Source organism: Rhodococcus sp. NPDC057014, assembly GCF_042673295.1.
GTDB lineage: Bacteria > Actinomycetota > Actinomycetes > Mycobacteriales > Mycobacteriaceae > Rhodococcus_F.
This window is the reverse complement of sequence record NZ_JBHUSF010000111.1, coordinates 1-24,885: the sequence shown is the minus strand read 5'-3', so window position 1 is coordinate 24,885 and position 24,885 is coordinate 1. Positions and strand designations below refer to the sequence as shown.

At 63.6% G+C, this 24,885-nt stretch carries 20 protein-coding genes and 1 pseudogene; 6 read left to right on the top strand and 15 right to left on the bottom strand.

The annotated features are described in order from the left end of the window. Nucleotides 1–26: 26 nt before the first annotated feature. From ACFTZB_RS21870 to ACFTZB_RS21845, 6 genes are all read right to left on the bottom strand, one after another. Nucleotides 27–869 carry a mycofactocin-coupled SDR family oxidoreductase gene (locus tag ACFTZB_RS21870; RefSeq protein WP_378434017.1) on the bottom strand — a complete coding sequence of 281 codons (843 nt, stop codon included), beginning with the start codon at nt 867–869 and terminating at the stop codon, nt 27–29. A gap of 184 nt (nt 870–1,053) precedes the next feature. Next, nucleotides 1,054–2,871 carry a flavin-containing monooxygenase gene (locus ACFTZB_RS21865; RefSeq protein ID WP_378434016.1) on the bottom strand — a complete coding sequence of 606 codons (1,818 nt, stop codon included), beginning with the start codon at nt 2,869–2,871 and terminating at the stop codon, nt 1,054–1,056. A 63-nt stretch (nt 2,872–2,934) separates the two neighbouring features. Further along, nucleotides 2,935–4,107, bottom strand: a complete 1,173-nt coding sequence (locus ACFTZB_RS21860; RefSeq protein WP_378434015.1) for an acyl-CoA dehydrogenase family protein — start codon at nt 4,105–4,107, stop codon at nt 2,935–2,937. 6 nt (nt 4,108–4,113) lie between these two features. Beyond that, the gene (locus tag ACFTZB_RS21855; protein WP_124394164.1) at nt 4,114–4,962 is read right to left on the bottom strand and encodes a phosphate acyltransferase; all 849 of its coding nucleotides are present in this window, start codon (nt 4,960–4,962) and stop codon (nt 4,114–4,116) included. A 98-nt stretch (nt 4,963–5,060) separates the two neighbouring features. After that, nucleotides 5,061–5,825 (bottom strand): enoyl-CoA hydratase/isomerase family protein, encoded by a 765-nt coding sequence (locus tag ACFTZB_RS21850; RefSeq protein ID WP_378434014.1) that lies wholly within the window; start codon nt 5,823–5,825, stop codon nt 5,061–5,063. Then, nucleotides 5,818–7,191 (bottom strand): acyclic terpene utilization AtuA family protein, encoded by a 1,374-nt coding sequence (locus ACFTZB_RS21845; protein WP_378434013.1) that lies wholly within the window; start codon nt 7,189–7,191, stop codon nt 5,818–5,820. Before ACFTZB_RS21845 ends, ACFTZB_RS21850 begins: the two co-directional genes overlap by 8 nt. A 38-nt stretch (nt 7,192–7,229) precedes the next feature. On the opposite strand from ACFTZB_RS21845, the gene ACFTZB_RS21840 reads away from it, so the two are divergent. After that, on the top strand, nt 7,230–7,616 hold the full coding sequence (locus tag ACFTZB_RS21840; protein WP_378434012.1) for a hypothetical protein: 387 nt from the start codon (nt 7,230–7,232) through the stop codon (nt 7,614–7,616). On the opposite strand, the gene ACFTZB_RS21835 is transcribed toward ACFTZB_RS21840, so the two are convergent. The 6 genes and pseudogenes from ACFTZB_RS21835 to ACFTZB_RS21810 all read right to left on the bottom strand — a co-directional run. Beyond that, nucleotides 7,613–7,993, bottom strand: coding sequence for a Zn-ribbon domain-containing OB-fold protein (locus ACFTZB_RS21835; protein WP_378434011.1), 381 nt, complete (start codon nt 7,991–7,993; stop codon nt 7,613–7,615). The genes ACFTZB_RS21840 and ACFTZB_RS21835 overlap by 4 nt on opposite strands. A 1-nt stretch (nt 7,994) precedes the next feature. Beyond that, nucleotides 7,995–9,086, bottom strand: coding sequence for a thiolase family protein (locus ACFTZB_RS21830; protein WP_378434010.1), 1,092 nt, complete (start codon nt 9,084–9,086; stop codon nt 7,995–7,997). A gap of 85 nt (nt 9,087–9,171) precedes the next feature. Continuing rightward, nucleotides 9,172–10,023, bottom strand: coding sequence for a cyclase family protein (locus ACFTZB_RS21825; RefSeq protein ID WP_378434009.1), 852 nt, complete (start codon nt 10,021–10,023; stop codon nt 9,172–9,174). Between the two features lie 100 nt (nt 10,024–10,123). After that, the gene (locus ACFTZB_RS21820; protein ID WP_378434019.1) at nt 10,124–11,254 is read right to left on the bottom strand and encodes an acetyl-CoA hydrolase/transferase C-terminal domain-containing protein; all 1,131 of its coding nucleotides are present in this window, start codon (nt 11,252–11,254) and stop codon (nt 10,124–10,126) included. Beyond that, nucleotides 11,251–11,412, bottom strand: coding sequence for a hypothetical protein (locus ACFTZB_RS21815; RefSeq protein ID WP_378434018.1), 162 nt, complete (start codon nt 11,410–11,412; stop codon nt 11,251–11,253). The genes ACFTZB_RS21820 and ACFTZB_RS21815 overlap by 4 nt, the downstream gene beginning before the upstream one ends. Before the next feature lie 331 nt (nt 11,413–11,743). Beyond that, a pseudogene (locus ACFTZB_RS21810) lies at nt 11,744–11,905 on the bottom strand (TetR family transcriptional regulator); the annotation flags it as partial. Nucleotides 11,906–12,136: 231 nt separating this feature from the next. On the opposite strand from ACFTZB_RS21810, the gene ACFTZB_RS21805 reads away from it, so the two are divergent. The 3 genes from ACFTZB_RS21805 to ACFTZB_RS21795 are packed head-to-tail and all read left to right on the top strand — an operon-like array spanning nt 12,137 to nt 16,432. Beyond that, on the top strand, nt 12,137–13,333 hold the full coding sequence (locus ACFTZB_RS21805; RefSeq protein WP_378434008.1) for a phenylacetate--CoA ligase family protein: 1,197 nt from the start codon (nt 12,137–12,139) through the stop codon (nt 13,331–13,333). A gap of 26 nt (nt 13,334–13,359) precedes the next feature. Next, nucleotides 13,360–15,207: an AMP-dependent synthetase/ligase gene (locus ACFTZB_RS21800; protein WP_378434007.1), complete on the top strand. Its 1,848-nt coding sequence runs from the start codon at nt 13,360–13,362 to the stop codon at nt 15,205–15,207. Next, on the top strand, nt 15,200–16,432 hold the full coding sequence (locus ACFTZB_RS21795; RefSeq protein ID WP_378434006.1) for an MFS transporter: 1,233 nt from the start codon (nt 15,200–15,202) through the stop codon (nt 16,430–16,432). Before ACFTZB_RS21800 ends, ACFTZB_RS21795 begins: the two co-directional genes overlap by 8 nt. A 283-nt stretch (nt 16,433–16,715) precedes the next feature. Here the strand turns inward: ACFTZB_RS21795 and ACFTZB_RS21790 are convergent, their stop codons facing one another. Both ACFTZB_RS21790 and ACFTZB_RS21785 read right to left on the bottom strand, forming a co-directional pair. Further along, nucleotides 16,716–17,366: a TetR/AcrR family transcriptional regulator gene (locus ACFTZB_RS21790; RefSeq protein ID WP_378434005.1), complete on the bottom strand. Its 651-nt coding sequence runs from the start codon at nt 17,364–17,366 to the stop codon at nt 16,716–16,718. Between the two features lie 111 nt (nt 17,367–17,477). After that, nucleotides 17,478–17,828: a PaaI family thioesterase gene (locus tag ACFTZB_RS21785; RefSeq protein WP_378434004.1), complete on the bottom strand. Its 351-nt coding sequence runs from the start codon at nt 17,826–17,828 to the stop codon at nt 17,478–17,480. Between the two features lie 351 nt (nt 17,829–18,179). Here ACFTZB_RS21785 and ACFTZB_RS21780 point away from each other — a divergent pair, with 351 nt between their 5' ends. Continuing rightward, entirely contained in the window at nt 18,180–19,787 is a 1,608-nt protein-coding gene (locus ACFTZB_RS21780) for an aldehyde dehydrogenase family protein (RefSeq protein WP_378434003.1), read from the top strand. 853 nt (nt 19,788–20,640) lie between these two features. Next, entirely contained in the window at nt 20,641–23,961 is a 3,321-nt protein-coding gene (locus ACFTZB_RS21775; RefSeq protein ID WP_378434002.1) for a protein kinase, read from the top strand. A gap of 408 nt (nt 23,962–24,369) precedes the next feature. Here ACFTZB_RS21775 and ACFTZB_RS21770 read toward each other — a convergent pair. Beyond that, on the bottom strand, nt 24,370–24,885 hold a 516-nt coding region (locus ACFTZB_RS21770), incomplete at its 5' end, for an SDR family NAD(P)-dependent oxidoreductase (RefSeq protein WP_378434001.1).

The following is a 24,885-nucleotide window of genomic DNA, read 5'->3' as shown; positions in this document are numbered from 1 at the left end:
CAGCAGGTCACCCGCGCCGGTGTGTGCTAGCTTGCACCGACCTTTTGAAGGAAGCCGGCGTCGACGGGCAGGGACACCCCGGTGACGAAGCGGGCCTCGTCGGAAGCGAGCCAGAGGACCGCGTTCGAGACGTCCAGAGGCTCCACCCACGGTACCGGCATGGAATTCAGCGACTGGAACGCTGACGCGAACTGCTCCCGACTGGGATTGGGGTCGCCGGGGAAGAACAGCTGGTACACCCCGTCATGGTGAATCATGTTGGTGTTCACCGCGGTAGGCTGGATGTTGTTGACCCTGATGTTGTGTCGCCCGAGCTCATTGGCCAGGGTGCGTGTGAGACCGACGACGCCGTGCTTCGCTGCGACGTAGTGTGCGAGGTTCTCGAAACCCGCTACGCCGCCGTTGGAACTCGTGATGATGATCGATCCTCCGTTTCCGGCTTCGATCATCGACGGTACGACGGCCTTGATGGCCTGCCAGACACCAGTCAGGTTGACGCCGATCATGTCGTCCCATTGTTCCTGGGTCAGTTCCCAGGTGCGGTTCGAACTCCAGATGCCGGCGTTGGCCGAGACGATGTCGATATGGCCGAATTCGTCGAGGCCGGCTTGAACAGCCTTCTTCATGGCGTCGGCGTCCCGGACATCCGCTTGCATCGTCACGATCCGCCGCCCGTGCTTTTCGACGAGTCGCGCCGTTTCGGCGAGGTCCTCCTCGGTCGACAGCGGATACGGCACGGTGTCGATCTGCTGACAGATGTCGACCGCAATGATGTCGGCGCCTTCTTCCGCGAGGCGAACCGCATGCGATCGCCCCTGACTGCGCGCAGCACCGGTGATGAACGCTACCTTCCCGTCTACCCTTGACACTGAAAACTCCTCTCCTGGTGTGTTATTCAGAGCGTATGCGACCTAGCTCACACCTGTCAACAGGTATGTTGCCAGGCCGCCAGGGGGTCGACCTGCGGATACGCCAGTAGCCGAGTCGCGCACGTGCGACTCGGCTGTCTGCGCGGCCCGACGAGGGACCGGCTGAAGGTTGTTGCCGGCTACATCAGGCCAGAACCTCTGAACTGGCGTGATCGACGGCCGAGTCGGTGGGTGCCACACCCCTCAGTTCGGCGACGATCTGCAGCGCCAGGAACCGGGAATGCAGGCGGCAGTCCATCAGGTTTCCGCCCATCACCCAGAATCCTTGCTGCGCAGTCTTCTTCCACATGTTCTTCATCGTGAAGTCATCGTCGAATCCCCAGATGAGACCCACCTTGTCGGCGACTGGGTCACCGAGCAGATGACGCACGCCTTCCTGCAGGTTCTCGTATCCGGTCGCCATGACGACCAGATCCGCCTCAACCGCGGTGCCGTCCGCGAGGACTACGCCCTTCTCGTCGAATGAGTCGATCTGCTCCGCCTGGACCAGGCCGATCTTCTCCTCTGCGATCAGGTCCGAGCATCCGACGTTGATGTAGTAGCCGCCACCGGTGCGCAGGTATTTCATGTGGAAGCCGGTCTCGTCCTCGCCGTAGTCGGTCCGGAAGCCGACCGCCTCGAGCTTGCCGATGAGTTCGCTGTCCAGTCCCCGGATCTTCTCCGTCAGGAACTGATATGTCTGGCGCAGAACCGGGTACGGGATGGCGGCGGTGATCAGATCGGTGTCCTCGGCGCTTCGTCCTTCGGAGTAGAGCGAGTAGACGAGGGTTCCGCTGGGGACCAGGCTCACCACGCATGTCGATCCACGCTGAACGATCGACACCGAATCGGCACCGTTGGAGTACAGGTCTTGCGCTACGTCGTGGCCGCTGTTGCCGGTGCCGAACACGAGGGCTTTACGTCCTGCGTACTGAGTGCCGCTGGAGAATTGGGCGGAGTGGATCACCTCGCCACCAAATTTGTCGAGGCCCGGTGGGTGGGGCATCTTGGGAACTCCACTGACTCCGCCGGTGGCGAACACCACATGCGGAACGTGCATGCTGCGTTCCGTGCCGTCGGGACGCCGCACGGTGACATCCCATCTGCCGGCTTCCTCGTCGTAATCGCCTGCCAGGAACTCGGTTCCGGTCCAGACGTTGAGCTCGAGCGCCTCGGCGTAGTGCTCGAGCCAGCCTGCCAGTTTGTCCTTGGGGACGAAGGTCGGCCACGTGGGGGGAAAGGGAAGGTACGGCAATCCGTTGGCCCATACCTCGTTGTGCAAAGTCAACGAGTGGTACCGATTACGCCAGTTGTCACCGATACGCTGTTCACGCTCGACGACGAGGGTATCTGCTCCCATCTGTCCGAGTCGGGCTGCCAGGGCCAGCCCTGCTTGTCCGCCGCCGACGACAAGCACTTCTGGGTCGCGATCGGCGAATTCCCGGGTCTTGTTCCGCTTGTCGAGCCAGTTGTCACCGGAGAAATTCTGTGAGAATTCGATACCCGTCGGTCGGTGATCGTCGACCCGCTCTTCGAATCCACGTAGTTCCTGCAAGCTCGTCAGCAGGATCCAGATCGCGGGGTCGGTGGGACGCGCAGGATCGTAGGCCAAACGCACAAACCCGGTCCCCTGGCCGAGGTCGGTGTCGAAATCGAAGTATGCCTCGATCACCGATCTGGCGGACCGTCGGACGAATCGTGCGTCCTGTCGCCCGGCGGCGGGCCGTAGGTTTCTGGGCTTGTTCGTCTCGCGGGTAGTGGCGAGGGCGTGCTCGATCTGGTCGCGGCCTGAGAATGTCTTGTAGCTCCAGGTAAAGGACAGAATGTCCTTCCAATGACCCTCGATTTCGAACTCGTTCGCGATCGACTGCGTCGATCCGTTTTCGAGCAGCTGGCCGAAGTGTTCGAGCCATTTCGCGAAGACATCCACGGCGGTGCCGGGGTCGGTATCCACAACGCTCATTGGGCAAATCCTTCCATCGCTTCCGGTCGGGTTGACTGGCAACACGACGGAGCAGCTCGGGGTTCAGTACGAGCGGGGCAGACCCAGCTCTTGTTCTGCGACGAAGTTGAGGATCATTTCCTCGGGGATGGGGGCGATGCGGGTCAGGCGCACCTCGCGGAAGAGCCTCTCGACGACGTACTCGCTGGCGTATCCGTAGCCGCCGTGTGTTTGGACGGCGCGGTCGGCGGCGAAGAAGCCGGCGCGACCGGCGAGGAACTTCGCGGTGTTGGCCTCGAGGCCGCAGGACTCACCGCGGTCGTATCGCCGGGCAGCGTCGAGCATGACGTGGTTGGCGGCCAGCAGCTGCATGTACGCGTCGGCCAGCGGGTGTGCGATGCCCTGATGGGAGCCGATCGCCTTGCCGAACACGACCCGCTCCTTGGCGTACCGGCTGGCGCGTTCGACGGCGGCGAGGCCGATGCCGATTGCTTCGGCGGCGACGAGAATACGTTCAGGGTTGAGTCCGTCCAGGAGCGCGTAGAAGCCGCGGCCTTCCTCGCCCACCATGTTCGCAGCTGACACCGGCAACCCGTCGAACGCAACCTCGTAGCTGGGTACCGCGTTGCGCCCCATCTTCTTGATCGGTCGCGCATCAACGTATTCGGAGTCCATATCGACGACGAACAGTGTCAACCCGTCGATGGGGCGTTTCGTCTCCTCGACTGGCCGTGTGCGGGTCAAGACGAGCGCCGCCTCGGAGAAGCCCGCTTTGGTCATCCAGACCTTGCGGCCGGTGATCTTCCAGTCGTCACCGTCCCGCACGGCCCGGGTCGATACCCGCCCGGTGTCGATGCCGGCGTTGGGTTCGGTCACGCCGAATGCGATATGGATGTCGCCGGCGGCCACACGCGGCAGGTACCGTTGCTTGAGTTCCTCGGTGCCGTGCACCACCAGCGGGTGGAACCCGAACATCGACAGGTGGATGGCGGAGCATCCGTTCAGTCCGGCGCCGGTTGCCGCGATGGTCTGCAGAGCCAGAGCTGCATCCTCGAGCGATCCGCCCTCGCCGCCGTATTCGGGCGGCATCAGCATTCCGATGACACCCATTTCGGCCATCGCCTTGAAGAATTCGGCCGGGAACTCGTGAGCCTCCTCGTGCTCGGTCCAGTAGGTGTCGTCGAAGCGGCGGCACGCGTCGGTGAGTGAGCGCAGGAACAACTTCTGTTCGTCGCGCAGTGTTTCGTTCCACTTCATATCAAATCACCATGTTCGTTCGAGTTCGAGTTGGTTCGTTTCCGCCAGGTGCGCGGCGAGGAAGAAGCTGCGCAGTCGGGTGTCGACGGTGTCGCCGCGGCTGGGCAGCGCTACCGGGACGCCGACGCCGAGGACCACACCCATTGCCGGGGTGTGCTGCCCGATCAGTGCCTTGGCCAACAGATTTCCCGCATCCAGGTCGGGTGCGACCAGGATGTCGGCCTGTCCGGCGACCGCCCCCTCCAGCCCTTTCTCGGCTGCGGAGTGCGGAAACAGTGCAGCGTCGAGCGGCATCGGCCCGTCGATGAGAACGTCGTTGATCTGTCCGCGTTCCCACATCACGCGTAGCGCGGCGGCGTCGATGGTGCTGGCGAGCTTGGGGTTGACCTTCTCGACGGCACTGAGCAACGCCACGCGGGGTACCGCAACTCGCTGCTCGGTGCGTGCGAGCGACCGAAAAAGTGCCGCCGCGTTGTCGATGATGGCCACCTTGGTTTCGAGTGTGGGAGCAATGTTGACCCCCGCATCGGTCAAGATGACGGTGCGCTCGCCGAAGGCTTCGAGGTGCATCACGTAGGCATGCGAGGCGCAGGAGCTGCGTCCGGGAAGCCGCTCTCTCAACAAACCGCCGAGCAGTTCGGCGGTCGACAGTGAGCCCTTGACCACGAACGCCGCGTCGCCCTCTCGCACGAGTCGAGCGGCGCGTTCGACGGCCGCAGCGGCGTCCGAGGCGGGGTGGATCCGCAGGAGATCCTGATCGACACTCATGTTCGAGGCGAGACCGGAGACAAGTGTTACGTCCCCGACGACATCGACGTGCGCTCCGGTTGCCACGACCTGCGCTACCGCGGTCATCGCCGCGTGTGTGTGAGGTGCGACCACGACGCAGCGTGGCAAGGCTCGCGCCGTCAGCTCCGTCAACAGAGAGTCGAAGGCTGGGAGTCCCGGGTACATCAGGGTTTCCTTTGCACGAACGCCGACACACCGTCGTGGAAGGACTGCTGTGAGAAGACCAGCGCCCGCATCACGCTGCCCATCAGAAGTCCCTCGTCGTAGGTCGACTCCGCCGCGCTGCGCACCGTCGATTTTCCGAGGGTGAGCACATGTGCGGGTTGATTTCCGAGGGCGGTGACGAAGGTACGCGCACGTTCGTCGAACTCTTCGGCGTCGAAGATCTCCGTGACGAGTCCGAGTTCCCGGGCTCGTTCGGCGGTGACGGGCTGCCCGGTCACCGAGAGCGCGAGGGTGTTGCGGGCGCCGATGGCCCGCACCAACGGTGGAACGATCACCATGGGGAAGGCACCGATTTTGATCTCGGGGCATCCGAACATCGCCGATCGGGACGCGAGCACCATGTCACACGCCGCCGCAAGCCCGAAGCCGCCTCCGAGTGCCTTGCCTTCGACCAGCGCGATCGTGATTCCGGACAGCGCTTCGAGCGCCTGAAACAGCGAACGGAACAGCTCGGTTGCGCGGAACTCGACCAGCGCGTCGGTGGTGAGATTGGCGTAGAACTGGTCGAGGTCTCCCCCGGCGCTGAAGAATCCGGATTCGCCGCGGATAGCGACTACGGGTGCGTTGCGGACCTCGGCCGAGTGCAATGCCTCGACGAGTGCCTCGATCATCCGGTCACTGAGCGGATTGCGTCGGGCGCCGTCGCGGAGCAGGACTGTCGCGACCGCGTTGTCCACGTCGACGGTGACCAGGTCCTTACTCATCGGCGGTCACCGCATCGATCCGAATCCGGTCTGCCATGAGCTCACGGGGCACCAGGCTGGTCCATTCCCGCAGGACCTGACTGACGAACGAACCACCGCGCAGGCCACCGACGAAGGGGTAGGAGTTGATCGCCAGCGGTGGGAGCAGCTTGGTGAATGCTCGCGCAGCGGTCTCCGAGTCAGTGCGCACCGCGACTCGCATGACGACTTCGTTGACGTCGCGCTCGGCGGGAATGGTTGCCACGCCGCCCATTAGCGAGCTGACCCCGATGTACTCGACGTGGATGTCCGTCACGGGAAGCTGGTCGATGGCAATCTGCTTGCGCACGATGTCGGCCGCGCGCTGGGCCTTGTCGAGGGCGTACGGCGCAGCGAACGGCAGTGACACCGATGCAAGGTATCCATCAGGAATGCCGGCGATCAGCTTGAGGGTTTCCGGTGCGGCGGTGCCGGTCACCCCGGACACGCGGACTCGGTCGGGACCGATGTCCGTCAGTTGCACACGGGAGAAATCTGCGGTGACGTCGGGGGTCAGGTAAGAGGTGGGATCGTGAATCTCGTAGAAGAGCTGTTCCTTGAGTGTGTCGCGGCTGACACGACCGCCGGTCCCCGCTGGTTTCGTGATGACGAGGTCGTCCACGGTGACCTCGGCCAGCGGATATCCGATGTCCTCGAGTCGCTCGACGTTCCACCAGTCACCACTGAAGTTGCCGCCGGAGGCCTGTCCTGCGCATTCGAGAAGGTGTCCGGCCAAGATTCCACGGGCGAGGTCCGCCGGGTCGTTGGGGTCGACCGCTCCGGTGGAGATCAGGGGCGCCAGGAACAGCGCGGTGTCGGTGACTCGGCCGGTAACGACGAAATTCGGTTTGTGCGTGAGCGCTTCGACGATCGGTTCCGCGCCCAGGTACACGTGAGCGAACAGCGGCTTGGTCGGCATGTCGTCGAATGCCTGTCCGGTGTCCTTGTCGGTGAGATCGATGCCGTTGGCGTTCCACTCGCCCAGGCATTCGAGGACATCGTCGCCGCTGACAGCGACCACCGAGGCGTCCGAATGTCCCCGTTTGGCGCATTCGTTCGCGACGGCATGAGCGGCCGCACGGGGATTGAGACCGCCGGCGTTGGACAGCAGGGCCGCGCCGCGCCGCGCGGCGCCGGGGTACAGATCTGCGAACATGCCCGGCAAGTCCTTGGCGTAGCCGAGCTCGGGGTTGCGTGAGCGATCTTTGGCGAGGATGGCAAGGGTCAATTCGGCCAGCGCATCGAAGGCCATGAAGTCGACGTCGGAGGTTTCCAGGGCGCGCCTGGACGGTCGCGGGCTGTCTCCGTAGAATCCTTGGCCGGCAGCGAGAATCGTCGGTGTGGTCATCGGCTCGAGTCCTTTGGTCCGTTGTAGGTGTGCGATGCTTGCGCGATCTCGGCCGGCACTCCGGGCACCGTCATCTGAAGAAGGGCGGCGGCCATCGATTTGCCGAGGTTGTCGCCGCGCAAGCTGCTGGATCCGCCACCGCCGAGCGCGTCGTGCAGGACGAACTTGACTCCCCACACGGTTGGCAACACATATCGGTCGATTCGACCGGTTGCGAGTGGGGCCATGTGTTCGGCGACGCGTTCGCGAGTCAGAAGCGGTTCCACATGTTCGAACAGTTCGGCGGTTGCCAGGAAGACGGTGATGTCGGAGACATCGTTCTTGTCGCCGGAGCGGGCCTGGGCGATGCGATGCAGGGCAATTTCGTCGTCAACGACCTTGTTGATATCAGGCATACCACGACGATACGACGTTTTTCGGGTTAGGTCAACAACCCTGTTGATGAGATTTCGAGCACCGGTCCCAAGGGGGTGGAGATTGGCTCGAATGCGACACGATCACCGATTCCGATACCTCTTCTTGCTCGCATCGGAATTCGAACTCCGGGAGTCCGGACGGGTTCGACGAGGGCAACCACATACGGCGGTTCGAGGCCATCCACGCTGTCGATTGCGCGCATGACCTCCGTCCAGGTGTGAACCACACCTTCGGCGCCGATGTCGTGCCAGGTGAACTCCGACACCTGACAGCTACGGCACGAGGGTTGCGGATACCAGTTCCAAAGCCCGCACTTTTCACACCTCGGCACCCGCGGAATTCCACGGATCAGCCCGTCAGTCCACGTCGACAGCAGTTCAGACATGTTATTCTCCTGCGTGTTCGAGGATCAGCGCCGTGTACTGACGGCCCGGGCCGGCTCCGACGAAGGCCAGTTCCGCATCGCGAACTTGACGTAGCCCCGCCTCGTGCCGGAGCTGGGTGACAGCCTCGGCGAGGTGGTTGGCTCCGAACAGGTACCCGTGCGACAGCAGTCCGCCATGGGTGTTCGTCGGATGATCTCCTCGTGTTTCCAGGGCGCCGGCGGCTGTGTATTCGGCGGCGGAGCCCGGTGCACAGAAGCCGGCGCTCTCGAGCTGGAGCACGATCGCCGGTGAGAAGCAGTCGTAGATCTCGGCGACGTCGATGTTCGCGGGTGCCACACCGGCCAGCCGGAACGCGTCCGCACTGGCGCGCGCAGTCGCCGACAGCAGTGGCAGCGGACTCTGGCTGTAGAAGGAGGCGTCATCGAATCGGTCTTGTGCCCAGGACCAGCCGCGTATCGACACCGCGCGCCCTCGCGGCGAGACGGCTTGCGAGGTCGAGACAACAACCGCTACGGCACCGTCACTGAGGAGGCAGCAGTCCGCCTTTCGAACCGGGGATGCGATCATCGGACTACTGTCGTAGTCCTCGCGGGTGAGCGGCGAGTTGACCTGGGCGCCGGGGTGAAGCGTGGCGTTCGCGCGCGCAGCCATCGCGATCGATGCGAGAAGGTCTTCGGTGTCGTGGTCGGACAGTCCGTAGACATAACCGTACCGGCGCATCGCCGCGGCGAAGTAGAGCGGCGGTCCGACGAAGCCGGCGGGTCTTTCGATCACGGATTTCGCATCCATCGCAGCGTGATAATCGTTCGGCCCACTGGACCGGGTTCCCCAGTCGATCCCGAAGTACGAGACCACATGGTCAGCTGTTCCGGATTCGACGAGTGCCGCGGCGATTCCGATCGCTTGGAGTATGCCGGCACCGGTGGGACTCGACATTGCGGTCACGCTGACCCGGTCGAGGCCCACTGTCGGTGCCAGATCCCCGATCGGGGCCATCTTCGGCGTCAGGGAGGCTTCCGTGACGACGCCCCCGACCTCCGCGGGTTCGATCCCGGCGTCGGCCAGCGCCAGCCGGGTGGCATCAGCAACCATGTCCAAGGTGGTACGACCAGAACGCCGAACCGGCGCGACCTCACCGAGTCCGGAAATAACTGCACGAGGCACGAATACCCGCCTTTCAGAGGATGGCGACCGGAGCCACCGGGCTGCCGACACCGCCGACGATCGGCAATGGGGAGATGACGAGAAGGAATTCGTGTCGCGACGTACGAGACAAGGCCTCGAGGTCGAGCAGTTCGAGGAAATGAACACCTCGGTTCCGCATCAATTCGATGTGAAGGGGAACCTGCTCGCCCTCCACTCCCGATGGAAATGCCTCCACCGCAATGTTGTCGGCGCCGACGAGGCTGATTCCGCAGTCGTCGAGCCAGCGCGCGCAGTCGATGCCGAGTCCGGGCCACGAGTCGACACCGGCCGCCCCTTTGCGCCAGCGATCGAGCCATCCGGTCCGTACCAGTAATGCGTCGCCGGGCAGCAATTGCACGCCGCAGTCCGAGATCGCAGCTTTGAGATCTTCGACCCCGATGATCGGGTCGGGCGTGCTAGCCATGTCGACGAAGACACCACGGGTGACGATCGGGCCGGTCTTCTCGATCCCGCAGCGCCGGGCGCCGCGACTGGTGACCTCGTTGGCGGAGTGGCCGTTCCACATTTGGCCGTCTTGCCACACATGAGACAACGCATCGAGGTGGGTTGTGCCGTGACACGCCACCATGAGGTAGTCGTCGGCGAACCCGAAGCCTCCGGCCTCTCGGTGTCCTGCTGCGTAGTCACCGCCGTCGCGTGTCATGAAGTGCATTGGTGGAGTTCGCATCCCCGCAAAGGGAACCGACTTCTCGGAGATCGGGATGGCCAAGGAGAGGGGCTCGAACGCCGCGATCGCCGACACTCCTCGTCGGCGAGCGTCGTCGTCGATGCGATTGAGGGCTCCTCGCTCGTCGTCCTCGCCCCATTGACCCCATGAGTTCATTGATGTCCTCCCGGACACTCGAAGATTGAAGCCGGTGTGATCCCGGTCGTGATTTCACGGTAGCGACCCATACCCCATCGGTCAACATACCTGTTGATGCTCAGAAGATGCGCTCAATCGCGTGTCGCCACTCGTCGGCGGTTCCGGTGCGTCGGGCCACACCCTTCTCCGTGACGATGGCGTCGACAATGCTGCCGTCGACCGAGACAGCAGGAAGCGTTTCCTTCAGGGTGCACCGACCGTTGGGGCTCACCGACGGGAGTGCGACGATGCACAGGCCCCCTGCACTACGGTGAGCGCCCGCGGCCAGGTCGGGCGCTCCACCCAGACCGGACACCACCCGTTCACCGATTCGTTCGGAGTTGACGTTTCCCGCGAGGTCAACCGACAGTGCACCGAGTGCACAAATGAAGCGCGGATGGGCCGCCAACCAGGATGAATCGTGAATTCGAGTGGACGGGCGTAAACGTACCCTGCCTTCGTCCGCTGCCCACGATACGAGTTCGTTACTGCCCACCAGGGACATTCCCTCGACGGGAGCGCTGGGATTCAGCGCGCCGGCGGCGTCGAGGGCAACCGCGGCATCCGTGATTGCGCCACTGACGATGCGGAGGTCCGTCAACCGAGTGAGACGGTCGGTCAACGCGTCGAGGATCCGGCCGACACCGAGGGCGATTGTCGGCCGCGGGGGGATCAAATCCGCGATGCGTTCGGCAATCCGGGCGCTCGTTGCGTCCGGCACGCCCGACAGGGGCGTGAAGGCCTCCTCCACGGGAGCGGAAACGACCAGGCAATCGGCGTCGACAGTGGCTGCCCCGGGTAGGTGCGGGACACCGTCGCGCTGTTCCGCCACGACGATGCGCGCGCGATCGATGGCCAGTTGCAGGTAGCCGTCGATCACTCCGAGACTGCGCTTCCCGTCGGAAAGAGGTTGCCCGGCGACCGCGACGACGGCGTCGAGCCGGAGTTCTCCGCGCAGGAGGGAGTCACAGACCCGGCTGTACGAATAGCGCCGGTAGTCGACATGCTTGTCTCGTGGCAGCCCGCGGCCGGGAATGAATGCTGCCAGCGTTACGTGTGGCGCCTCGGTGACGCTCGCCGGCACCGGTGTCCGGCGCACGCCGAAAAGCAACTCGACGGGATCGTCCGCAGTGGCGGGGAACCGTTCGAGGTAGTGGGCGATACCGACGGTCGGTTCGTACAGGCCTTCGGCACACAGGACAGTTCTCATGCCGACCGCTCCAGTCCGCCGAGGAGAGTGTCCGCGAAGCGGGCACCGATCTCCTCCGCGGGAACGCCACTGCTGGGCTGGTACCACCGGTGCGACCAACTGACCATGCCCACCACCCCCTGGGCGATCACCGCAACCGGCAGAACCGAAGCAAACACACCGGAGTCGATACCGGTTTGAATGACATCCCTGACCGCCTGGAAAGTATCGCCGGCTCCACTCCTGCATACGGTTGCTCCACGCCTCGTCCTTGCCGGTCAACCGGCCGGTGTCCTCCTGCAGGAAGACGAACAACTGCGGAAAATTCACATCGTAGGACCGCATGAGGGCGATCAGGATCTCCCGCAACTTCGCGCCCGGCTCCCCCGCACCGTCACGAATCTGCTCAGCCATCTGCACATTCTCGAGGACCGCCTGCTCGACCACCATCTCGAACAGTTCTTCCTTGCTGCCCACGTAGTAGTACAGCGAGGCTCGGTCACTGCCGAACTCGGCGGCGATCTCGGACACGCTCGTGGCGTGGAACCCTTTCGCCCGAAATACTTTCGCGGCAGCACGCAGCAACTGCTCGCGTCGCTCGTCGTACACCTCGGACGACTCCTCGCGCGCGGTTCTGCGTCGAACCCCGATACCGCTCGGTCCGCTTCTCATCGGAGACTGCCCGCCCGTGGACGCCGCGCCCACGCTTCCAGGTTTTCGTTGGCCGAAACGACTTCTTCCCATGCCACGTCATCAACCTCTCTGTTGATGATCAACGATAACCCTTCAACAGGGTTGTTGACGATAGGGTGTGGTGTGCTTAACATCGGGATTGGAAATCGGAAAAAGACGCCGTAATCGGCGCCGCCCGAGACGCATATTCTGAGTGGAAGGTCCCCACCGATGTGGCAAGACAATGCCGACGTCCGCAGCCAAGCCGTCGAAATCGCGCGTCTGGCGGCGACAACCCGCGCATACGCGGCCGAGTGGGGTCTCGATGCCGAGTCGATCACACCAGAGACCTGGGAAGCACTGCCGCTACTGAGTAAAGAGCGACTGATCTCGGCGGCGACCGACGATCCTTTCGGTGGCCGGCTGACCGTCCAGCCTGCCGACCTGGCCTGGGTATTCGCGGCTCCCGGACCCATCTACATGCCCTACACCGCCGATGACATGCGACGGGTTACCGTCGCGTACGCGCGCGCCCTCGGCTCCTGTGGATTCGGCCCGGCGGACATCGTCGATCAGACGCTGCTCTACAACTGGGTCATCGCAGCGACGATGGTCGATCAGGCCCTCCGCACCCTCGGCTGTGCCATCGTGCCGGGTGGCCCCGGGGCCACCGACCAGCACGCCGAGGTCATCGCCCGAGTCGGTGTGACCGGCGTGGTCGCTATGCCCTCATTCCTCGAACACCTGCTGAAGACTCTCGGCGATCGCCCTCATTCCCTGAGAAAAGCGGTGATCATGGGAGAACTGAGCGACGCCGGTGCCAAACAACGCATCTCGGACACCTACGGAGTCACGGTCCGCGAGTTCTACGGAGTCGGCGACGTCGGCGCCGTCGCGTACGAATGCGAACGGGGCGAGGGGATGCACCTGCGCTCCGATCTCCTGATCGAGTTCGTCAACCCCGAGACCGGAGAGGCCTCCTCCCCGACCAAGGGATCACCGTGTGAGATCGTGGTAACCGACTTCGCAAGGCAGGCAATGCCCATCGTGCGACTACGCAGCGGAGACCTGGTCGACGAGATCATCTACGACGACTGTGGATGCGGCAACAGTGCACCCCGGATTTCCCGCATCGTCGGCCGCGCCAACGACATCACCAAAGTGCGCGGAATGTTCATCGTTCCCAGCCTGATCACGCGCACCCTGGGCACGATGGGTATCGATTCCGAACACTGCGTGGTGGTCGACCGCCAGCAAGGTCGGGATGAGATCGAGGTTTTGATCAGCGGTGCACCCACAGTCGACATCGAACTGGTTTCCACTGCTCTCGAGCGTGCAATGCGAATTCGCACCGCCGTGCGTTTCGTCGAATCCTTGCCGCCGGGCGAAGGCGTGTTGAGGGATCTGCGCCGTTTCGAACATCACTGACCACCGATATCGCTCCAGGGAGAACCATGCTCACCACCCATACAGTCGGCTCCGCGGGTCCGGCCGCCACACGGTTCAGCGTCGACGCCTCGATGGATTCAGCCACCGTCCCCCAGTTCATCCGACGCAACGCCACGCACCTGGGAGACGCCACCGCATTCCGCACTCCCGAACTGGACGGGTGGCGTCCGTGGACCTGGAGCGAGGTCGAACGCGTCATGCTCGAGACCGCGGCCGGACTACTCGACCTCGGGCACACCGACCGCCTCCCCGCATTCGTCATCGGCCCCAACAGCCCCGAATACTTCATCTGCGAATACGCGATCCAGGCGCTCGGCGGCATCGCGTTCCCACTCTTCGAGACCATGACCGCGGGCGAGATGACGACGACGTTGACCGGATACGGCGCCAAGGTCGCCTTCAGCGGCTCGGCGGCCTTGACTCGCGAACTCCTCGACGCCGCAGAGGCACTCGGCATCGAGACGATCGTCCAATGGGGCTCACAGGCCGCACCCGACGACGACAAAGTACTGGCGTTCACCGAACTCCGCTCCCGCGGTCGCCAGTATCTATCTCATGCGTCCGCGGAACTCGAGCGGCGAATCGACGCGACCGCTCTCGACGACGTTGCCTGCATCATCCTCACATCCGGTACCACCGGCACCCCCAAAGGGGTGATGGGAACACACCGATACATGCTCGACATCGCAGCACGCTATGCCCTGCTCTACGGTGCGCAGCCGTGTGACAGCTACCTGAGCTCCTTGCCGGCAGCGTTCTCCGTAGAGCAGTACTGCGGCATGGCCCTCACCGCAGCGCTACCGCTAAACGTTGCGTTCGCACGCTCGCCTGCATCGATCGACCAGGACTTCGTCTCGGCCGCCGCGCAATTCCGGTTCCTCGGGCCCCGTCAATGGGAGGCCCTGCGGGCCAAAATCTCCACCGAACTACTCGAACGGCCCGATGAACTCCAAGGCCGCAGCGACGAGATCCGACTCGAGCTCGGACTGCACAACGCCAAGTCGGGCATCAGCGCGGGAGGCTCACTCAGTCCCGAGGTCTTCGAGTTCTTCCGCCTGATCGGAGTCGGCATCCATAGCGTCTACGGCTTCTCGGAAACCGGCATCATCACCGGAACCGAAGGTGGCACCGACCTCGACAGCGTCGGCGCGCCGCTCCCGTCCCCGTACGGCGACGAACCGATCGAGGTCCGAGTCGACGACACGGGCGAGATCCTGATTCGCGGTGGTGTTCGGTGCGCCGGATACTGGGGCACGACACACCAGCTCTCGCTCACGTCCGACGGATGGCTCCGCAGTGGGGATGCGGGTACCTGGGACGGCCGCGTTCTGCGGGTGGTCGACCGAGTCGGAAACATCAAATTCCTCCCCAACGGAACACTGTTCGCGCCACAGCCGCTGGAGATCAGTGCGTGCCGAAGCCCCTTCATCAGCAATGTCCTGCTCGTTCCGGGGCACGGCGACGACTCCCGGATCGGCGCGCTCGTCGAAATCAACGAACTCAGCGTCCGCGACCATCTCTTCGATGGCGAGAATGGCGGATTCGACTACGCCGAACTTGCCACCGACCCGCGCGTCATGGCCCTGGTGAGAAAGGAGCTTTCGGCAAGCAATTGTGATCAGCCGCTCGATATCAGCGTGTTCGCTGTTCTACCCAAGCATTTGAGCGCGGAGCATGGTGAACTCACCCGCAGCATGAAACTGCGCCGAACGACGGTGCTGGAAAGGTATCAATCGCTCATCGACGCCATGTACGACTCGCCGGACACGCTGGTGTCGTTCGATGTCTACGTCGGTCGTGACGGTGAAGGCACAGTGCAGACCCTTCGGAGCCGAGTAGCCGCAATTGATTGACGAGGGCGATACCAACTCAACCCTCACGACACCGCGGACCACCAGTATTCCGGCAGTCGCCCTTCTGGTTCTGGCATTGTCGACAACCATCGCGCAGGGACTGGCTCGTTTCTCCTTCGGGCCGCTGCTTCCGGCGATGCGCGAGGACATCGTCCGCTCGTACGGGGATGGAGGCCTGCTCGCCACCATCCACATGATCGGATATCTGACCGGCGCTTTGGTCAGCATCGGCGCAAGCCGGCGACTTGCGGCCGACACGCTGGTCAAGTGCGGGATGCTCTGCACTGCAGGAGGATTAGCCTTTCTGACTTTCGGTCCCGTGATGGCGGTCGCCGCGGGCGGCCTGTTCCTCACCGGCGCAGGAGGGGCGTTGGTCTGGTTGTCGGCACCCGGCCTGGCCACGGCGATCTGGCCCCGCAATCCGGGCCGGGCCATCGGCATCGTTGCCAGCAGTATGGGTGTCGGCATCGCAGCGGGAAGTGGCATCCCGGCGATCCTGAGCACGATGGGGGATTGGCGCATCGCGTGGGGTATCGAGACCGTGCTCGCGGTGACCATCCTGCTTGCCGGTCTCCGATGGCTGCCGCGAGTGCGACGCTCCCGACCCGACGGTGCGAGAGACATCATCCGGTGGCGGCCCGATACGCGTTGGGCCTGGACTGTCATCGGGTTCGCAACGTTCAGTCTCGGTGTGGTGACGTGTCTGACCTTTTTCGTCGCGGCCCTGCGGGATGGCGGGCATTGGGAGCCCGGGCACGCAAGCGCCTCATACGCCGCGATCGGAGTGGCAATGATCGCCGGCGGCATTGTGTCCGAACGGCTCTCTCGGTCAATCGGTCGGCTGCCCACGCTGGCCGGCCAGTTCATGCTGTCAGCATTGGCGATGCTTCTCGTCACCACAGCCGACGAGCCATGGGTAACGGTAGCGGCGATCATCGTCGGGATCTGCATGTCCGGTACCGCGGCGGTGATTTCCGCAGATCTGCACGACCGATTGTCACCGCCCGCAATGACGGCGGCCTTCGGCTTGATGTTCATACCCGTGGGGATCGGCCAGATCCTTGGACCCCACAGCGCAGGGTGGGCGGTGGATCTGACGCACGATCCCTTCTCGGCCTTCATCATCGGCGGTGCGGTGATGATCGTCGGCGCGATTCCCCTGGCCATCTACACGGTGCACCAGACCGTTCGTGATCGCAGAGTTGCGAGAGGTGGACCTGCTTAGATCAGGTGTCTCATGTGGATGAAGTGGCCGCGCCGGCCAAAATGCGCACCGACCTACCTCTGCAGCACTGTCACTGCCTCGATGTTGCGACGGCCGGCCTTGCACACCGCCGCGATGATCCGCCTCGCGTCGGTCACGCCGCAGAATCCGGGGCCGGGGCTTTTCAGGCAGCTCGGGGTTCTCGACAGCGTCGAGGTCGTCGAACGCCTCCAATGCAGCTGGGAAGCTCCTCCACCTCCACGTGCTCATCCGCTTCAAGCAACCACCGTGATGAGACGAGCACTCAAGGGGTGGTCAACCCGTCGAGCAGCATGTCGGCGAAGCCGGCGCCGATCCGCTCGGCTGGAACACCCATATCGGGTTGGTACCAGCGATGCGACCAACTCACCATACCCACTACACCCTGAGCGATCACCGCCACCGGCAACTGCGAAGCGAACACACCGGACTCCATCCCGGCCCCGATCACATCCCGCACCGCTCGGAAATACCGCCGACTCCATTCCTGCATGCGCTCCCGCCACGCCTCGTCCTTGCCGGCCAGCCGATCCGTGTCCTCTTGCAAGAACACGAATAGCTGCGGATAGTTTGCGTCGTACGAGCGCATCAACCCGATCAAGATCTCCCGCAACTTCGCTGCGGGCTCCCCCGCACCGTCACGAATCTGCTCGGCCATTTGCACATTCTCGAGGACCGCCTGCTCGACCACCATCTCGAACAGTTCTTTCTTACTGCCCACGTAGTAGTACAGAGACGCCCGGTCGCTGCCGAACTCGGCGGCGATATCGGACACACTCGTGGCGTGAAACCCTTTCGCCCGGAATACCTTCGCGGCAGCACGCAGCAACTGCTCGCGACGCTCGTCGTAAACCTCCGACGACTCCTCGCGCGCGTTGCGGCGACGAACACCGATACCGCTGGGCTGGTCAGCCATTACGCACCCCTCCACCAACACCGTTACAACATCGAGAAACCACCTTACGACCTGCGCGGAGCGCAGCGGCCGGGACTCCCCCTGCCTGGATGCCCACTACCCGACACAAGTTCAGGGCTGCCCCTCTCGTAGCACCACGAAGAGCGCCTCCGCCTCGGCGAGGGTATGGTCACCATCGGTGAGGCGGCCCGCAATCGTCAGCTTGCGCCCCTGCTGGTCCGATACCCATGCCTCGACCTCGAGGTCCCGATCGAGCGGGACAACCTTGCGGTATTCGACCTGCAATCTCGCGGTTCGAGCACCTTCCCGACCATGATTGGCGAAGCGCCCCAAAATCTCGTCGAAGAGAAGCGACAACGCTCCGCCATGGACCGCGGCGCGGTCGCCCAGGTACGTACGTCCGAACCGAACTCGTGCTGTCATGCGCTCCTCGGTCCAGGACGTCGGTTCGTAGGGAACCACACCGGGATGACCACGTCCGGGCAGATCCAGGCGTGTCCCCGCGATCTGGTGATCACCCGGTACGACATGGTCGCGGAGATCGGCCGAAATCGCGTTCACGGCCGCCGTCGCCTGGACGAGCTCCGAGTGCGTCGCCTCAATTCCTGCGACGGTGTCGACCAGCTCACGGAGGCTTTCGACCAGCGCACCGTATTGGCTCCCTCCCCGATCCGGTCGCATTCCGGAGTGCCACCAGGGATGAGGCGGAATGTTCACCTCAGGCATGTCGTGAAAGCCCCTCTCGGCAACGTTTCGTAGCAAAAATTGTGACCGCGCTTACGTGGTGTCAACATGATAGTTGACCCTAGCTGATTGTGCATCAACAAGGTTGTTGACATAGTGATTCGAGCCACATATGTTTTCGCATGGAAGCCCGAATCGCGATCGATTGGCCTGCGGCGTCCCCGAACCGGACGACCTCTCGCGGGACCGGATCTCTCACACTTCTCGAAAGGTGTCATTCATATGACCGCTACCGTCGAACACTCCGATCTCCTGTCGGCCGACCTCCTCATCGGAGGAAGATTCAGGCAGACATCGACCGGCGGCGCGTACGATCACATCAATCCTTCGACCGGTCTCTCGCAGGCCTCCGTTCCGCTCGCGGGCACCGCCGAGGTCGACGAAGCAGTGACCGCCGCGCGCGAAGCCTTCGGCACATGGCGCAAATGGGATCCCGTCAAGCGTCGGCGAACCCTGACCAAGCTGGCAGACCTCATGCGGGCTCACGCTGACGAGCTGCACACCGTCCAGGCCCTCGAGAGTGGAATTCCGATCTCAATGGCGGGTGTTTTGGTCGAGAATTCACTGAACTGGACCGACTACGCGGCAAGCGCAGCCGACAAACTGTCCGGTGAGGTCGTCCCCAGCACTCCCGGAGAGATCTTCGACTACACACTCGTCGAACCGGTGGGCGTGGTCGGCGTCATCATTCCGTGGAACGGTCCGGTGGGTTCACTGGGCATGTGCGCACTGCCCCCACTCGCCGCCGGCTGCTGCGTCATCATCAAACCCTCGGAACTCGCGCCCTTCAGCGCCAGCCTCTTCGGCAAGCTCTGTCAAGAAGCAGGACTTCCGCCCGGCGTCGTGTCGGTGCTGCCTGGTGGCGCAGAGGCAGGACAAGCCCTCGTAGGACATCCCGGTGTGGACATGATCAGTTTCACCGGCGGAACAGCAACGTCCCGCGCCATCGCCACCAAATGCGCCGAAATGGGCAAACGTTGCGTCCTCGAGCTTGGCGGTAAGTCCGCCGACCTGGTGTTTTCCGACGCGGATGTCACCAAGGCAGCCCAGGAGGCGCTGGGATGGCTACTGGTCACCAATGGACAGGCGTGCACCCTGGCGTCTCGGTTCATCGTGCACACCGACATCTACGACCAGTATGTGGAAACCCTGGCAGGTTTGATGCAGGGACTGAAGGTCGGCGACGCAATCGATCCGAATACCGGCATGGGCCCAGTCATCAACGCACGAGCTGTCGAGCGGATACTCGGCATGGTCGACCGCGCGCAGCAGCAGGGGGCGACGCTACTGACCGGCGGTACGCGCCTGGATCTTCCCGGTTACATGATCGCTCCCACGTTGTTCGGCGATGTGGACAACTCCAGTGAGCTCGCTCAGGACGAGGTCTTCGGCCCTGTCCTGTCCGCGCTTCGATTCGAGGACGAGGACCAGGCCGTCGAGATGGCGAACGCCTCGCAGTACGGCTTGGCCGGCTATATCCACACCAACGATCTCAGCAGAGCACTACGAGTCGCCGCTGCGCTCGAAACCGGCAACGTCGGGATCAATGGCGGCGTTGCACCTGCCGCTGCCAACGCACCATTCGGTGGTGTCAAGCAAAGCGGGCTCGGACGCCTCGGCGGCCTCGGCGGCATCCTCGAATACACCACCATCAAGAACGTCCAGATTCGGCTCTGATCCATCGTCTGCCCGCCCCGCGCACCACATCACGTTCGCGGGGCGGGTCGGTGCCAAAGCCAGCTTTCACTTCGCGAGGACCCATGAATGAGAAGCTCGAGAGCCGAACGGCAGTCGGCGGCGTCCTGCTCGTCCAGTTCGGCGATCACATATATACGCCAACCAGACCTGTTGACATCGTAGAGCGTCTTTCCGCGAGAAACTCATCGCGAACCGATCCGAACGATGAAGTATCTCTGGAGTGTTCGGACGGAACCCGAGAACCCCTGCGGACTTGGCCCGGGGAATCGTTCTATACATTGCGATCGAGTGCTCAGTTCGAACCCGATGACTGCCGAGAGACGTTACGCGTATTTGCCGAATCGGAACAGCCGCAGGGTAATCACTGGTCGTTGATCGCCCGGGGCGAACTTGCCCACAGTCCGTGGGAGTTCTAATCAGTGCATCAGCCGTCGACACATACACCCTCGAGCAACGCCGTTGCGGCCGCACGGCCTCCAATTACGAGCGCTGACCTCAATTGGCAAGATCTTCTCTAAACACGGGCAGTTCAGCTGGACGGGTCGCCGATCCCGACGATGCGGACGGCAGGTCTGGGACCCAACCGCCTTCGCACTGCTCGGGCCCTCACCGCGGCAGCATCCGCGCCGCGGTAGACACACTTCGTTGTCGCAGCTCGGAATTGTCGCGGAGCAGACCGATCGGTCTGTGTCACTCATTGTTTGAGCAACCATCAAGAATCGATATCCTGAAGGAACGACCTTCTGAGGTGAGTGGCGTGTTTGAGTCCTCGAGACCGATACCGATCGGGTTCTGCGCTCGACGCTGTTTGGGACGGTGAGAGGACTCTCCTATGGCCGCTGATGATCCCTTTGCGACGGAGAGAGCAGTGACTCCGTCGGTCACGGAGGAGCTGATCGCGGCCGGGTTCGAAGATGCTCACGAAATCGGGCGGGGCGGCTTCGGTGTTGTCTACCGATGCCTGCAGCCGTCGCTGGACCGCACCGTGGCAGTCAAGATCCTCGAAGCCGACCTGGACGAGGAGAATCGGGCCCGGTTCTTCCGTGAACAACGGGCAATGGGCCGCCTGACGGGTCACCCAAACATTGTCACGGCCCTGCACGTCGGCGTCACGGGCGCCGGCCGTCCCTACATCGTGATGCCATATCACCCAAAGGATTCCCTCGAGGCACGGATTCGCCGCAAGGGCCCACTACCGCTAGAGGTCGCTCTCCGGGTGGGGGTGAAGATTGCGGCGGCGGTGGAATCCGCGCACCGGGAGGGAATCCTGCACCGGGACGTGAAACCTGCGAACATCCTGCTCACCGATTTCGACGAGCCGGCGCTGACCGATTTTGGCATTGCCCACGTTTCTGGCGGCTTCCAGACCGCCACGGGCACCGTGACCGGCTCGCCAGCCTTCACCGCACCCGAGGTTCTCAGCGGCGACCCTCCTAGCGAGTCGTCGGACGTCTACAGCCTCGGCGCCACTGTGTTCTGCGCCATCACGGGGCATGCGGCGTTCGAGCGCCGCAGTGGTGAGCAGGTAATCGCCCAGTTTTTGCGGATCACGACCCAGCCGGTACCGGACCTACGCGAGCAGGGCATCCCAGACGAGGTGAGCGAGGTCATCGAGCGCGCGATGGCCGCAGACCCGCAGACCCGTCCCGCTACCGCCGCCGCATTCGGTGACGAACTGCGCCGGATTCAACGCGCCTATGGGTTCCCTGTCGACGAGATGGCCTTGTCCAGCGGCGTCGGCGCTGCAGGCCACGATCTGAACCTAGCGAGTACAGCCCCTCAACCTGCGGAGTCCACGCCGGCTCACCGCGCGCTGTCGCCTGCCATACGAGCCTCGGTGGGAGACCTACCTCTCGCGCTCACCAATTTCGTTGGTCGCCGTAACGAGCTGGCCGAGGCGAAGAGCATGCTGTCAGCGTCACGTTTGGTGACGTTGACCGGCATCGGTGGTGTCGGCAAGACACGTCTCGCCCTCCGGGTGGCCACTGATGCCCGGAAAGGATTTGCCGACGGGGTGCGGTGGGTCGAGCTGGGTGAGTTGCAGGATGAGTCGTTGGTCGTGGGTGTGGTGGCCGCCGCTCTCGGGGTGCGGGATCGGTCCGCTCGCCCACTCGACGACGTCGTGGCGGAGTTTCTCACTCCGCAGCACCTGCTGCTCGTTCTCGACAACTGCGAACACGTAGTGAATGCGGCCGCAGCCCTGACCGAGAAGCTGCTGCACACCTGCCCCGGGCTGCGGGTTCTGACCACCAGCCGCGAAGCCCTCGCCCTCGGTGGCGAGGTGGTGCTCCGCGTGCCGCCGCTGGCGGTCTCCGCCTCCGAACGGACGCCGACCCTGCGCGGGCTCCCTCAGTACGATGCGGTGACTTTGTTCGTGGATCGGGCCTCCGCCGCGGTACCAGGGTTCGAACTCACCGAGGACAATCGCGGCGCGGTGTCCCTGATCTGCCAACAATTGGACGGCCTGCCCCTGTCGATCGAGTTGGCGGCGGCACGATTGCGGGCGATGTCGCCCCAGCAGATTCTCGCGCGGCTCACCGACCGCTACACTCTGCTCACACGCGGCAGTCGCGGTGCACCAACACGCCAGCAGACGCTACGACTGTCCATCGACTGGAGTTACGACCTGTGCGCGCCGCAGGAACAGCAGCTGTGGGCCCGACTGTCGGTGTTCGCAGGCAGCTTCGAACTCGACGCGGCCGAGGACGTTTGCGCCACGGATCTTGCCGCGGGTGATCTGCTCGATGCGGTGACCTCGCTAGTCGACAAGTCGATCCTGATCCGAGAGGACGCAGGCGCGGTGGTGCGGTTCCGGATGCTCGAGACTTTGCGAGACTACGGCCGGGAGAAGTCCGAGCAGTCCGGGGAGCATCCCGAATTGTGCCTCCGTCACCGGGATTGGTATCAGCAGTTGGTGTTACAGGCAGAGGCTGAGTGGATCAGCCCCCGCCAACGGGAGTGGATCGGACGCCTCGAGCGGGAACAGGCGAATCTGCGTGGCGCGATGGAGTACTCCCTGTCGGAGTTTCGGACATCCGACCCCGGCGGTGATACGGCAGGCCTGCGAATCGCCGCCTCGCTGTTCCAGTTTTGGCTCTCCCGAGGCCTTCTCAGCGAGGGTCGGCATTGGCTGAGCCGTACGCTTGCTTGTCTGCCAGAGCAGCCGACCGCCGCACGAGTCGAAGCGTTGTATGCCGACAGCATCCTGGCCGAACTGCAAGGCGAGATCTCCGCCGGAGCTGCGCGAGTCGACGAGGCGCACGCCCTGGCCGAGCAAATGGCTTCCCCCGCAGTCCACGCGCGCGTCGCCCATGCCGACGGACTCCTGTCCCTCTACAGCGGCGATACACCCCGTGCCTGCGCCCGCCTGGAGGAAGCCCTCGAGGTTTTCGGCGCCCGCAGCAACCTGTCAGATCAGGTGTGGATTCTCTTGATGCTCGGTCTGGCGTACGAATTGGAGGGAGACGCTTCTCGTGCCCTCGACTGCCATGAGCAAGTGCTCGATACCACCGAAGCTCACGGCGAATCCGTGTTTCGGTCATATGCGCTGTGGGCCATGGGTGTGGCCGTATTCCAGCAGGGCGATCGTGATCGTTCGGGCCGGCTACTGAAGCAGTGCCTACATCTGACCCGGCTGTTGGACGAACCTCTCACTGCCGCCGTGGCCCTGGAGGCGCAGGCGTGGATCACTGTCAGCGAGGACAACGCACAACGTGCAGCCGTCCTGCTGGCCGCGGCCCAGACACTGGGCAGGTCAGTAGGCAGCTCCTCGGTGCTGTTCCACAACCTGCTTCCGCACCATGAGCACTGCGAGCAGCAGATCCGACGGGTACTCGGCGAACAAGCGATTGAGGCGGCGTATCGGGAGGGGGCGGCCATGAACTTCGAGGAGGCCGTGGCCTTTGCCCTGGGCGAACACACCTCGCCTGCGTCGCCGCGCAGCGATCACACGACAAGTTTGACAAAGCGTGAGCGTCAAGTCGCCGACCTAGTCTCCAAAGGCCTGACCAACAAGGCGATCGCCACCCAACTCGTAATATCCCAGCGAACCGCGCAAGGCCACGTAGAAAACATCCTCACCAAACTCGGCTTCACCTCGAGAGCTCAGATCGCGGCATGGTTTGTAGAGCATGCTCAGGGTGAGCATGACTGAGACCACCTGGACCATCCTGGCAGACAACTCTGACGACACCGCATTCTCGTCCAGCACTTATATATCTACACCACCGTTGACTCCGGTGCAGTGGGTGTGTCTTCGCGACTAGAGCAGTCATCTACAGAGCAGTAGCGCCCGTCGGTTTCAGCCGGCGGTGAAACATCATGCCTGGCCGCCCTCAGATACAACTCGAACGGGCCGCATGGCGTGAGCCCGTCGGAGCAGGTCTCCCTACAAGCCCGTCAAGTTCACATATGTGCCACCGGATCTCGATCGGAGTTGCGCGGACGACGCGAATCCAGTTAGGACGGAAGATGAATCCGTCGTGTCGAACGTTCGACCGGCCCGCAACGTCACAGCACTGAGCGATGAACCGAAACCCACAGCCAGGCAGCGACGTTCGTACTACCGCGGCGCCATGCGCAGAGCGCCGTCCATACGAATGGTCTCACCGTTGAGGTAGTCGTGTTCGACGATCATCTGGACGAGTTGTGCGTATTCGGCGGGCTGTCCGAGGCGGGAGGGGAACGGGACACCGGCTTCGAGGCCCTTGCGGTACTCGTCGGTGACACCGGCGAGCATGGGGGTGTCGATGATGCCGGGGGCGATGGTGTTGACGCGGATGCCGAACTGGGCGAGGTCGCGGGCGGCGGGGACGGTCATGCCGTGCACCCCGCCTTTGGATGCGGAGTAGGCGATCTGGCCGATCTGGCCCTCGAACGCGGCGACGGACGCGGTGTTGACGATGACGCCGCGCTGCCCGGACTCGTCGACGGTGTCGGTCTTGGAGATGGCGTCGGCGGCGAGGCGCAGGACGTTGAACGTGCCGAGCAGGTTGACGGTGATGACGGTGCGGAACAGTTCGAGGTCGTGCGGGCCCTTCTTCGACAGAATGCGGCCGGCCCAGCCGACGCCGGCGCA